We start from the raw sequence: 12,074 nt of genomic DNA on the forward strand, positions 1-12,074 counted from the left end.
AATTACTAACCAAAAAATCAGCAGTTTGCCGACCCTTTGATTTCGCCCCAGCATGCCCCTGCGGCGGCGCCTGCTTTTTGTGACCGGGGCCCGGCCCGATGCCCGGTCACACGATGGGCTCGGGCAGGCCGGTAGAGATGTCGATGCGCATGCTGGAGCTGAGGCCGGAAGCCTTCCACCCCTTGAGCAGCCGCTCGGCCACCACGCCGCTGTCGCCCGGCTGACGCACCGAGAGCATCAGCACATACTGGTTGCGGCTGTAACGGCTGAACACGTCGCCCTTGCGCAGGGTGTTCTTGATGATCTCACGCAGCTGCAGCATCACACGGGCGGTCTCCTGCTTGCTCATGGCCTGCCCGCCGGTGCTCTGCAGCCCCACCAGCAGCAGGACCACTGTGTTGTCCACCCGCACGGCGCTGCGCACCACCATATGATACATGTGCTTGAACACTTCATAGGGGCAGAAATAGGCGCCGCGGATGGGCCGGTCGTCCCGGGTGACCTCGTCCAGGTCCTTCTGGATCTGGTGGATGTCGTCCACCGTGTTGGTGCCCTCGCTGGCCCAGCGGAAAATGCTTTGCAGTTCCGGGCCCAGCACCTCGCCGGTCTCGTCCAGGAACATGTTGGAAATGATGGGGTAATGGTTCAGGATGGCGTTCTTCATGTTCAGCTGCTTGAGGGCGGTGAAATGCCGCAGATACAGCTCCTCACCGAGGGGCTCCAGCAGCAGGGCCCGGCTGCAGATGTCCAGCACTTCCTGGGCGCTGCTCCGCTCGCCGCCCGCCAGCAGCAGGTCGCAGGCACGCAGCACCACCGACAGATACTTCTGGCTCAGCGCGCTGGCCTTGGGCAGCACCCAGCGCCGCCCTGAAAGGCTGGGCAAAAAGTCGCCGGTGTACTGCTCCAGAAAATCGCGGCAAAGCTCCAGCTGGCGCGCGGGGTCTTTTTCCGACCGGCCCTGGCGGAACAGGGCATTGAGGGTCTTCACATCCAGCTGCACCGGCGTGGCCGGATTCCAGCAGTATTCCCGGTCCCGGGTCATGACACAGTCGGCGGGCAGGCCCGCCGCCGTCAGGTGCTTGCGCAGGGAATAAGCGGCGTTTTTCAGCGCGCCGGCGGGGTTCGCCACCTCGTCGTCTTCCCAGAGAGCCTCGCAGATCTGCTCGTTGGTGAGCGGATCGTCCATGTTCAAAAGAAGGAAGATCAGCAGTTCCCAAGGCTTGTTGATCCGGGCGCCCTGCTCCAGCAGGACCTTGTCCCCTGCTTTGATGCGCAGTCCGCCCAGAGTTTCCACTTGAAGAAGCACGTTATTCATCGTTGTTTCCCCTTCGTGCCCGGTCAAAGCGCGGCCAGGGCGGCCAGGCGTTTTTCCATGGCTTCGTAATGGATGCTGTAGGTGAGCGCGGTCTCTTTTGTGATGCGCTGCTGCTGCACCAGCCGCAGAAGGCTGGCGTCCATGGTGCACATGCCCTCCGCCGCACCGGCCTGGATGGCCGCGTCGATCTGGTGGGACTTGGCCTCCCGGATGAGGGTGCGGATGGCGGTGTTGGAATACATCACCTCAAAGGCCACTGTCTGGCCGCCGTCCACGGTGGGCACCAGCTGCTGGCTGATGACCGCCTGCAGCACCATGCTCAGCTGGATGCGCACCTGATTCTGCTGGCTGGCGGGGAACACGTCCACGATGCGGTCCACCGTGCTGGCGGCGCCGGTGGTGTGCAGGGTGCTGAACAGCAGCTGGCCGGTCTCGGCAGCGGTCATGGCCACCTCGATGGTCTCCCGGTCCCGCATCTCGCCCAAAAGGATGATGTCCGGGCTTTCCCGCAGGGCGCTGCGCAGCGCCGCCAGATAGCTGGGGGAATCGCTGCCGATCTCCCGCTGGGTCACGATGCTCTTGCCGTGGCGGTGGATGTATTCGATGGGGTCCTCCATGGTGATGATGTGGCCCTCGCGCCGGTGGTTGATGCGGTCGATCATGCAGGCCAGCGTGGTGGATTTGCCGCTGCCCGCCGGGCCGGTGACCAGCACAAGCCCCTTCATCCGATCGGCGGCGGCCAGCACTTCTTCAGGGATGGACAGCGCCGCCGGGTCGGGCAGGCCAAAGCGGATGACCCGCAGCACCACCGCCAGCGACCCGCGCTGGTGGAGCACACTGGCCCGGAAGCGGCCCATCTCACGGATGGCAAAGGAGAAGTCATCGTCCGCGTCGCCGGCTGCCACCCGGGCCATATTCCGGCCGCAGAGGGCATAAATGGCCTCCACGACGGCCCCGGTGTCCTCAGGCATGAGCGGCTCGCCCTCCCGGCGCTGCCGCCCGCTGATCTTATAGGTCAGCGGCAGGCCGGCGACCACGAAAATGTCCGAAGCGCCCAGGTCCAGCGCCCGCTTGAGAATGTCGGTGATCTCCATGTTCCCTCTCCTCACCTTCTGTCAAAAACTGCCGTCCCACAGATCCAGGCTCTCATCCGCCTGCCATTCCTGGCTCAGCTGCCAGGAGTCGATGCGCCAGCCGCCGTCCTCCGCAAGGACGAGGCGCACCGTCAGGCGGCGGCCCTCCTCTCCTTCTATCACGGTCTCCAGAACGCCCTGTTCGTCCGCCGCAAGGCCGCCGGGCAGGCTCGTGCCCTCCGCCAGGGCGGTGTCCACCTGGGCAAGCCAGCGCCAAGCCTCATTCTCACATTCCGCATCCAGCTCAAAGCGCTCCATCGCCCGCTCCGCCAGGGCCAGGTCCGCCCGGGCGGTGGAGAAAGCCAGCACCGCCAGCACCGCCAGACACACCGCCACCACCGCGATGAGCAGCGTCAGCGCACCGGAGCGCACCGGCATATGGGCATGTTCTTTATACCGCATGGGGGCCTCCTCCCTTCCGACCGGTCAGTCCGGCCAGTAGCGCACAAAATCAAAGCTGCAGAGCTCCTCGCCCGCAGTGGTGCGCACCGCGAGACGCAGGGTGACGGTGCGGCCCGCCGTCTGGGGCTGCTCCGTCAGCTCCATGGAAAGGCGGTAGGACTCGCCGCTGGGGCCGGTGCGCTCCACCTCGCCCCCCGCGGCGTCCGTTTCTTCCAGCCCTGCCAGCCGCAGGAAATCCGCCTCATCCGCGGCGGCATAGAATTCTTCGCTCACATTCTGGGCCAGACGCTGGGCGTCGGTGAGGCGGCGGGCCTCCAGCGCCTGCGTGCGGGCCGCGCTGAACAGCTGGGCCAGCACAGTGGTCAGCCCCAGCAGGAACACCGTGAGCAGCAGGCATTCCACATAAAAAGCCATGGATCTGTGCCGGTTCATGCCGCACCTCCCCCGGCGCTGCGCAGCGCCGCGTCAGCGGTGTTTCCGTCCACCGTGAGGCGCAGCAGCGCAGGGCTGGCCCACTGGGCGGTGAACTCCTGCGCCGGGGCCAGCGGCTGGGCGGCCTCCGGGTCGGTGGCGGCGTCGGCGGCGCAGAACTGCTCCATCAGCCAGCCGTCCGCCAGATAGATGCGGAACTCATAGCCGCTTTCCTGTTCGGTCAAAACCAGCATGTCCCCTTCGGGGCCGCTGTCCAGCCGCACCGTGCCGGCGGCGTCGCCCGAGCGCACCCGGGCCACAAGGCTGCCCAGCGCCGCCCGCGTCTGCTCGTTGGCGGTCCGGCTGGCTTCCAGGCTGCCGTAAAGCCCGGCTCCCAGGGCGGTGAGCCAGAGGATGCAGCCCAGCATCAGCACGAACAGCGCCAGGGAAAACGCCGGTGTTGCCCGGCCGGACGAACGATGCATGGGATGCCCTCCTTTCACTCAGCGGCCTGTGAGGCCGGTCATTTTTGCAGCACGGTGACCTCCGGCGGCAGATTAGAGGCGAACGCCTCATAGACCACGATGTAGCGGTCGTGGTTGATCTGCAGGCCGTAATGGTCGGTGAGATAATCCAGGTCCTGGGGGTAATAGCCCTCCACCGCGTAGCACTGGACGGCGCTGCGCAGCACGGCGTTTCTCAGCGCCGCGGCGCCCTGGCCGTCCAGGTCGACGTCCACGCGGCCCAGGCCCCAGGCGCAGCCCAGAGCCAGCGCCGCTGCCAGCACCAGCGCCAGCAGCACACGCAGCAGCAGCCTGCCGCGGGCAAGAGGCGTTCGGTCGTGATACATGGAAGCGCCTCCTTATCCCACCGTGCCGAGGATGCCGATGAGCGGCAGCATCACCGACAGCAGGGTGATGCCCACCGCCACGGTGAGGAAGGCCGAGATCGCCGGCTCCACCATGTCCACCACCCGGTCCAGCTCGTCGTCCGCGTCCTGGGTGAACAGGCTGGTGAGGCGGGCGAGCACCTGCTCGGTCTTGCCGCTGCGCTCGCCGCTGAGCAGCATCCGGGCATACAGGGGCTCAAAAAGCTTTTGGTCGTGCACCGCCGTGGCAAGGCCGGAGCCCTGGGCCATCTGGCCCCGGGCGGCGGTGATGGCCGCGTGCAGGCCGGTGTGGTCCACCATTCCCTCGGCGGCCTCCATGGCAGTGTCGGCGTCCAGGCCGCTGGCGATGAAGATGTCCAGCACGCCCGCAAGGCGTGCCACCGCCAGCTTGCGGCTGGCCGCGGCGGTGAGGGGCAGCCGCTGGAACACATGGCTCAACCGGGCGCGGCCCGCGGCGGTGCGGCCCAGGACGGCCCCCGCCGCCACCAGGACGGCCAGCACCAGCGTGACCGCCAGCGCCACGCCGCCCACCCAGTAGGCCAGACGGATATAGCCGTAGCTGCTGGTGGCGATGTCGCCCACAAGGCCCTCGTACACGCCGGTGAACACCGGCAGCACCCAGGCCAGCAGCACCGCCAGGATGGCCGCCATCAGGCCCAGCAGCACCGCGGGATAGACCACGGCGCTGCGCAGTTTCTTTTGCAGGCGCGCCTGAGACGCGTAATACCGGGCGAGGCTGTTCAGCACCGCCTCGGTGCGGCCCGCCTTTTCGCCGGCTGCGATCATGCGCACGGCGTAGCCGGGCAGCGCGCCGGTCTGTTCCACCGCAGAGGACAGGCTCTCGCCCAGCAGCAGCGCCTTCTGCATGGTGCGGGCGGCCTCCCTGAAGGGGCCCGCCGCGCTGTCCTCGCTGAGCAGGCCGGCGGCCTCGTCCAGCTGGATGCCCGCGCCCAGCAGCAGCGCCATATTCTCGCACAGGGCGCTCACCGCCAGCGCGTCAAGTTCCCGTTTTGCCATGATGCCTCTTCCTTTCCCATACGATGCGCGCCGGCCACGGGGCCCGCGGTCAATAGGTCTTGTACTCCCGGTAGTTGCTGCCGTCGCCGATGAATTCCGCGTCGGCGCCGCCCGCGGCGAAGGTCAGGTCCACCCGGGTCCAGGTCTTGCGGTCCACCTCGATCTTGACGGTGATCCAGCCGGCCTCCTCCAGCCAGATCATGTTCCAGGCATGATAGAGGTCGTTGGGGGCCACATAACCGGTGATGACCTTGGTAGGCACACCCTGGCTGCGGAGCATGGCCGCGGCCAGCACCGCGTAGTCGATGCAGATGCCCTTGCCGGTGGCCAGGGTCTCATCCGCGTCGGAGAGATAGCCCGTGCCGATGGTCTCGGCCTTGGGGGTGTCGTAGGCGATGTGGTCCACGATGTAGGCATAGACGGCGGACACCATGCCCGCCTCGTCCGCCGCGCCCGCCGCCAGCTGCCCGGCCAGCGCCACACAGTCGTCGCCGGCGGCGTAGTTCACATAACAGCTGGGCCGCAGGAACGGCTCCAGTTCGCTGGCCAGCTGCACCTGCTCGGTGCGGGCGTACTTTTCGCTGTATTGGGTGTCGGCCACGTTCTCCATCACCCGGAAGGTATATTCCCCGTCGCCGCTTTGCAGCGGACAGACGATGGGGGTGCCGTCGCCGGGCAGGTCGTAGTTGTATTTCACGTCGCCGAACACCACCTGGAATTTCAGGCGTTTTTCGCTCACGGCGCTCACTGCCACATAGCCCTGGGCCAGATGGCTGGTGTCCAGCAGGCAGTCGTTTTCGCCGGTGGCGGCAGCCGCGTCAAAGGCCGACTCGGCCATGGGCGGGGCCTGATAGCCTCCGCCGGCCTGTTCTTCCGACACCGCCGTGCTCTGGGCCGGGGTGGACGGGGCCGGGGCGCTGCCTTCGCCCGCGCCGCAGGCGGAAAACAGCACGCAGACCGCCAGCAGCGCGCAGAGCCATCGACGCTGCATCCCCTTCCCCCCTTTTTCTGCGGGGCACATCCCGCCCCGCGCGCTCACTCTAATGTTAATTATATCGGCCCTGTGTGAAAAGTAAAGTAAAGTATATGTAAGCAGGCCCGCCGCGCTGCGGCGAGCCTGCTCCGCCCGGCAGAGCCTAAACACATCACGTATGGGACGTTGCTCCCGGACCTTCTCCGTGGAAAATGCGGTACTGATTTTTGCCCCGGCGTTTGGCCTCATAGAGGGCCGCGTCCGCGTTGGCCAGCAGAGCGTCATAGTCGCTGCCGTGCTCCGGGAAGAGGGATGCGCCGATGCTGCCCATGATCTGGTAATGGATGTCCCCGTTGCGGTAGGGGTTGCGGAACATGTTGCAAAGGCGCTCCAGGCGGTTTTCCAGCACTTCGCGGGTCACGTTGGAGACGAACACCACGAACTCGTCGCCGCCAAAGCGGGCCACCACGTCGGAGTGGCGGAACACGCTCTGGATGCGCTGGGCAATGCAGCGCAGGATGTCGTCGCCCACCATGTGGCCCAAAGCGTCGTTGGCCTTTTTGAAGTCGTCCACGTCGATGAAGATCAGCGCTCCGCAGGTGAGTTTGCCCTTCGTGAGCCGCTCGTGGACATTGTGCTCGAAGTAGGTGCGGTTGTACAGGCCGGTCAGGCCGTCCCGGTTGGCCTGCTCCTTCCAGCGGTCCAGCTCGTTGCGCCAGTTCGCGGTGTTCACCAGAACGCCTTCGATCACCGCGCCGTTCTTGCTTTCCTCCCGCTGCAGGTGCAGCTCCATCCACTCGTATCCGCCGTCAGACACGCAGATGCGCACCGTGCCCTCCACCCAGGGGATCTCGTCCCGGGCGCAGCGGCCCACCATGTCCAGGAAGTCCTCTTCGTCGTTTTCGTTCAGGAGGCCCGAACTGCGCAAAAAGGCAATGGCGTCGGGGAATTCCGTTCTTCCCTCCATCACCGGCGAGAAAGCCGCTGAGAAGCGGATACTGCCCGTGTCCGGGCGGTACTGGAACGTAACGATGCTGCCCCGTTTCTTGTCCTCGGCCCACTCGGCCGCCTGGGGGGAGAGCAGTGCGCCCTCGGGGGCCACGCAGCTCAGCCGCCCGTTTTCCCAGCCGGCGTTCTCAAATTCCTCCACCGGCATGGGCCGGAAGAACACATACCCCTGCACGGTGTCGCAGGCGGCATGGCGCAGGTGACGCACCTGTTCCATGTTCTCCACGCCCTCGGCCACGGTGTTGATGTGCAGCTTGCCGGCCATCTTCATGATGGATTCCACCACGCAGCGGCCCCGGTGCGAGTCGTTGTCGCCCACAAAGAAGCTGCGGTCCAGCTTGATGGCGTCCACATTCAGCTGATTGAGCAGGCCCAGCGAAGAGTAGCCGGAGCCGAAGTCGTCCAGCGAGCAGCCGAAGCCCGCCTCGTGCATCCGGTCGATGAGCTGGCGCACGCCCTGGGGGTCGTCCAGCAGGATGGTCTCGGTGAGCTCGAACTCGATGAGGCCCCGGTCCACCTTGTATTTGTCGCGGATGGTCTGATATTTTTCTAAAAAGTCCGGGGAGCCCAGGTTCTGGCGGGAGAGATTCACCGACACCGCGCACAGTTCCCTGCCCTGCTGTTTCCAGCGGGCCAGGTCGCGGCAGACCTGTTCAAAGACGAACTGGTCGACGCTGGTGACGAAGCGGTACTTTTCCAGCATCGGGATGAACACCGACGGGGAGAGCATGCCCCGCTTGGGGTGCTGCCAGCGGATGAGCGCCTCGGCGCCGGAGACCCGCCGGTCCTCCAGGCGGACCTTGGGCTGGTAATACACCTTGAAGTCGCCGGCCCGCAGCGAGGTGTCCAGCCAGTTGATCGTTTCTTTTTCTTCCAGCTGGGCCTGCTGCCAGGCGGCGTCGTAGAAGGTGCAGCCCCCGTGCATCTTATCGCCAATCTTGCGCGCGGTGCTGCTGCGCTCTTCCATGGCAGTCACGTCGGTCTCGCCGGGCCGGGCCGTATCCGCGCCGAAGCGAAGCTCCAGATAATAGGGGTTTTCCCGGTTCGCGTTGAATGCGTTGGCTTTCTTATACATCTCCTGCAGCCGCTGCACGATCTCTTCCTTGTCATGCCCCTCCAGCAGCATATAGAACAGGTCGGCGGAGGCGTGGGTGATAAGCTCGCCCGGGCGCAGGCAGCTTTTCAGCGTGTTGTAGAGATAGCGCAGGGTGCGGTTGCCCTCTTCGATGCCATAGATGTTGTTCACCAGCTTGAAGCCCTGCATGTCCGCGGAGACAAGGGTGTAGTCGCTGCTCTTTTCCAGCAGCGCCGCCGCGTCGTAGCGGAAACGGGCGTCGCTCTTGCCGCCGGTGAGGGGGTCCACGAAGGCCATGTACTCCAGGCTGGACTGATAGCGGCGGCGCAGGATGGTCATGGCGATGAGCACGCCGCCGAACACGACGCCCAGCAGCAGGGTGAGCCAAAGGTTCTCGGTCACCAGCGGGTCGATGGTCTTGCCCAGCAGGTCTGCGGGAATGATGGTGAGCACATACCAGTCGTTGGCCACCAGCGGGATGTAGCTCACCAGCACCGCCGCGCCGCCTTTTTCGATCCTTGCCACGCCGGGCCGGCCCGCGTGGATGTCATCATACATCTGGCCGAACTGGGCGCGCTCCTCTTCCGTGCCGTTCAGCCAGGTATCCCGAAGAAGGGTGGACAGTTCATTGCTTTCGCCGGCGGCCAGCAGTTCGCCGTCCCGGGTGATGACCCTGGACGTGCCCTCGCCGTTGAAGCTCTGGGTGGAGAGCATGCTGGTGAGCAGGCTGGCGTTCTTGACGCCCAGCAGCACCTGGTCCCCCGTCGTCTCGCCGGCGGAGTAGTAGACGCCCAGTTCCGGCTCGCGGGACATGATCAGCTGGGTGGTGCCGGCATGCACCATATCGTCGCCCGCCAGCGAGGAACAGCGCTCCCTGATCCACGCCTTGGCTTCCTCCGCATTGGCCGCCAGATACAGCTCGTCAAATCCGGACACCGACGCCTTGCGCGCCAAAAATTCCGGCAGCGCCTCCTCGTCCAGAAGCACGGCGCTGTCCCGGATGATGTTCATGCTTTCCATCGACTGGGAAAGGCGGCTGTCCACCAGGGTCGCGATCTGGTCCGAAACATCCAGCAGCCAGTTCTGGGTGCGCTGCTCGGTGGCATTCTGGATCGCGAAGCCGTTCATCAGGAACAGCGTGCCGGTCACCAGGATCGCGATGCTCAGACCCAGCATCGTCAGGAGCATGCCCTTACGGTACTGATTGATGGTCTGTTCGTGTTTCATCCTCTTCACCATCCCGCGGTGCGGGCAATGCCGCCCGCGTCAATTCTGCAATTATTTCTTATTTTAGCACACAAAGCCTTTTATGACAACATCTCTCCCCGCCCGCGGCACAGCGCGAACGGCGATGACGCATGAGAAAAGCCCAGCCGGCCGGCTGAGCTTTTTGAACGGAACAGCACCCGGCTCCCCGCCCGCCGCCCCCGCGCGGGCAGGGGCGGACCGCGGCGGAACAGGCGTGTCCGCGGCTTTTCACAAAAAGGTCGCCGCAAGCGATTCACAAGCTTGCGGCGACCTTGGTGCGCCCGACTGGATTCGAACCAGCGGCCTTCCGGGTCGGAGCCGAACGCTCTATCCAACTGAGCTACGGACGCATGGAAAGAGCGCCCCGCTCCTTGGCGGAGCGCTCTGTTTTTGGTTGTTACATGGACTGGGGAGCATCGACGCCCAGCAGATCCAAAGCATTGCGCAGGGTGGTCTTCAGGGCGAGGACCAGGCCCAGGCGCTGGTTGGTCAGCTCGGGGTCGTCAGGGTTGTTCACATGCACCACGTTGTAGTAGCTGTGGTACAGCTTCACCAGAGACAGGATGTACTCCGCAATGGTGTTGGGCTTGCGGGTCTTGGCAGCCTTGGCCACGGCGCCGGGGAACTCGCCGATCATCTTCAGCAGCTGCAGCTCCTTCTCGTTGGTCAGCCGGTCATAGCTGTCCTCGCGATGGAACTCGGGGATCTCCGGGTTGCGCAGGATGGAGCACATACGGGAGTGGGCGTACTGCGCGTAGTAGACGGGGTTGTCGTAGTTCTTGGCGGAAGCCTGCTTGATGTCGAAGTCCATCTGGGTGGTGATGTCCTTGGAGACAAAGAACCAGCGGGCGGCATCCACGCCCACGTCCTCGCACAGCTCGCGCAGGGTGATGGCGTTGCCGGTACGCTTGCTCATCTTGACCTCGACGCCGTTCTCCACCATGCGGACCATCTGGATGAGCTCCACGGACAGGGTGCCCTTGGGATAGCCCAGAGCGGTGAGGGCCGCCTGCATACGGGTCACATAGGAGTGGTGGTCAGCGCCCCACAGGTCGACCATGACAGGGTAGCCGCGCTCCATCTTGTAGACGTGGTTGGCGATGTCCGGGGTGAGGTAGGACAGGGTGCCGTCGCTCTTGCGCAGCACGCGGTCCTTGTCGTCGCCGTAGTCGGTGCTCTTGAACCACAGAGCGCCGTCCTTCTCGTACAGCAGGCCCTTGTCGTCCATCATCTTCAGGCAGTCCTTGATGCGCTTCATATCGTTCTGATAGAAGAAGGTCTCGTGCATCCAGGAGGTGATGTTCACGCGGTAGAGCTTCAGGTCGCGGTCGATCTTGGCCAGCTCGCGGTCGATGCCCTGCTGCATGAAGTAGTGCAGGCGCTCGTTGGCGTCGGCGGTCAGCCACTTGTCGCCGTCTTCTTTGGCGATGTCCTGGGCGATCTGCTTCACGTCGTCGGCGTGGTAGCCGTTCTCGGGCAGGGGGTACTCCTTGCCGAAGTACTCGAAGTAACGAGACACCAGGGACTCGCCCAGCATGACGATCTGGTTGCCGGCGTCGTTCACATAGAACTCACGCAGCACGTCGTAGCCGCTCTTTTCCAGCAGGCGGCAGATGGAGTCGCCCCAGGCGGCGTTGCGGGCATGGCCGCAGTGCAGGTCGCCGGTGGGGTTGGCGGACACCCATTCCACCAGGATGCGCACGCCCTTGCCGGATTCGTTCTGGCCGTAGTTGTCGCCCTGGTCCAGGACCTGGTTGATCAGGCTGGTCAGCGCCTCGCTGCTCAGCTTGAAGTTGATGAAGCCGGGCTTCGCCACCATGACGGACTCGGCCTCGGGCAGCAGCTCGCGCAGCTTTGCCGCAATGGCCTCGGCGATCTCCACAGGGTTCTTGTGCAGCTCGCGGGCCAGCTTCATGGCAACGCCGGTGGCGTAGTCGCCATTGTCCTTGTTGCGGGGAACTTCCACCACCAGGGTGTCGGGACCCACGTCCAGGCCGTAGACTTCCTTCACGGCCTGTTTGGTAACGTCATAGATTTTTCCTTCGAAATTGCTCATACAGGTACTTTCCTCCCAAATGAACGAGTTTGCGATATCCGGGGCGGGAAAGGCTCAGGCCTTTCTTGCCACCAGTTCTTCCAGCGTTTTGCACATGTCGTCCGCTTCCTGCGGACCTCGCATGACCACCAGCACCGTGTTGTTGCCGGGCACGCGGCCCACCAGGCGCTCGCTGTCGTCCAGCACATCCACACAGGTGCAGATCGCTTTGGCCATGCCCGGAAGGGTCTTGATCACGATGAAATTGTCGACCTTGTCAAAGGAACAGATGCCCAGACGGGCGATGCTCGTCAGCTTGTCTTTGTTCTCGCTGACGGCGTCCAGCGCATTGACCGCATAGCGGGACGCGCCGCCCGGTACGCTGGATTTATACAAATGCAGAGCCCGGATGTCCCGGGACAGGGTGGCCTGGGTACAGTGGAACCCCCGCTGCCGCAGGAGCTCCATCAGCTGCTGCTGGGTCTCCACGGGCTGCGTGAGGATCAGTTCCAGTATCATTTTCTGGCGTTCTTCCCTCATGGGGTACCTCCACGGCCTTCTCTCGCGG

The 12,074-nt window shown here is 64.7% G+C and carries 11 protein-coding genes and 1 tRNA gene; all 12 read right to left on the reverse strand.

Going from position 1 to position 12,074, the window contains the following annotated elements; all coding sequences use genetic code 11:
- Nucleotides 1–106: 106 nt before the first annotated feature.
- Nucleotides 107–1,315: an AfsR/SARP family transcriptional regulator gene (locus ACMI1Q_RS02195; protein ID WP_419502659.1), complete on the reverse strand. Its 1,209-nt coding sequence runs from the start codon at nt 1,313–1,315 to the stop codon at nt 107–109.
- 23 nt (nt 1,316–1,338) lie between these two features.
- Nucleotides 1,339–2,409, reverse strand: coding sequence for a PilT/PilU family type 4a pilus ATPase (locus tag ACMI1Q_RS02200; protein ID WP_177522364.1), 1,071 nt, complete (start codon nt 2,407–2,409; stop codon nt 1,339–1,341).
- Nucleotides 2,410–2,430: 21 nt separating this feature from the next.
- Nucleotides 2,431–2,850 (reverse strand): hypothetical protein, encoded by a 420-nt coding sequence (locus tag ACMI1Q_RS02205; protein WP_419502660.1) that lies wholly within the window; start codon nt 2,848–2,850, stop codon nt 2,431–2,433.
- A gap of 24 nt (nt 2,851–2,874) precedes the next feature.
- On the reverse strand, nt 2,875–3,282 hold the full coding sequence (locus tag ACMI1Q_RS02210; protein WP_419502661.1) for a hypothetical protein: 408 nt from the start codon (nt 3,280–3,282) through the stop codon (nt 2,875–2,877).
- Entirely contained in the window at nt 3,279–3,746 is a 468-nt protein-coding gene (locus ACMI1Q_RS02215) for a DUF4860 domain-containing protein (RefSeq protein ID WP_419502662.1), read from the reverse strand. The genes ACMI1Q_RS02210 and ACMI1Q_RS02215 overlap by 4 nt, the downstream gene beginning before the upstream one ends.
- Nucleotides 3,747–3,784: 38 nt before the next feature.
- Nucleotides 3,785–4,111: a hypothetical protein gene (locus tag ACMI1Q_RS02220; RefSeq protein ID WP_419502663.1), complete on the reverse strand. Its 327-nt coding sequence runs from the start codon at nt 4,109–4,111 to the stop codon at nt 3,785–3,787.
- A 12-nt stretch (nt 4,112–4,123) separates the two neighbouring features.
- Nucleotides 4,124–5,167, reverse strand: coding sequence for a type II secretion system F family protein (locus ACMI1Q_RS02225; RefSeq protein WP_419502664.1), 1,044 nt, complete (start codon nt 5,165–5,167; stop codon nt 4,124–4,126).
- Nucleotides 5,168–5,216: 49 nt separating this feature from the next.
- Nucleotides 5,217–6,158: a transglutaminase-like domain-containing protein gene (locus ACMI1Q_RS02230; RefSeq protein WP_419502665.1), complete on the reverse strand. Its 942-nt coding sequence runs from the start codon at nt 6,156–6,158 to the stop codon at nt 5,217–5,219.
- Between the two features lie 154 nt (nt 6,159–6,312).
- Nucleotides 6,313–9,450 carry an EAL domain-containing protein gene (locus tag ACMI1Q_RS02235; RefSeq protein WP_419502666.1) on the reverse strand — a complete coding sequence of 1,046 codons (3,138 nt, stop codon included), beginning with the start codon at nt 9,448–9,450 and terminating at the stop codon, nt 6,313–6,315.
- A gap of 294 nt (nt 9,451–9,744) precedes the next feature.
- Nucleotides 9,745–9,821: transfer RNA gene (locus ACMI1Q_RS02240), tRNA-Arg, on the reverse strand.
- Between the two features lie 47 nt (nt 9,822–9,868).
- Complete coding sequence (gene argS, locus ACMI1Q_RS02245) at nt 9,869–11,527, reverse strand: arginine--tRNA ligase (RefSeq protein WP_419502667.1); 1,659 nt, start codon at nt 11,525–11,527, stop codon at nt 9,869–9,871.
- A gap of 54 nt (nt 11,528–11,581) precedes the next feature.
- Nucleotides 11,582–12,046 carry an arginine repressor gene (locus tag ACMI1Q_RS02250; protein ID WP_330058089.1) on the reverse strand — a complete coding sequence of 155 codons (465 nt, stop codon included), beginning with the start codon at nt 12,044–12,046 and terminating at the stop codon, nt 11,582–11,584.
- Between the last annotated feature and the right edge of the window lie 28 nt (nt 12,047–12,074).

Origin of the sequence: Candidatus Allofournierella excrementavium, assembly GCF_048526665.1 — a bacterium.
Taxonomy (GTDB): domain Bacteria; phylum Bacillota; class Clostridia; order Oscillospirales; family Ruminococcaceae; genus Allofournierella_A; species Allofournierella_A excrementavium.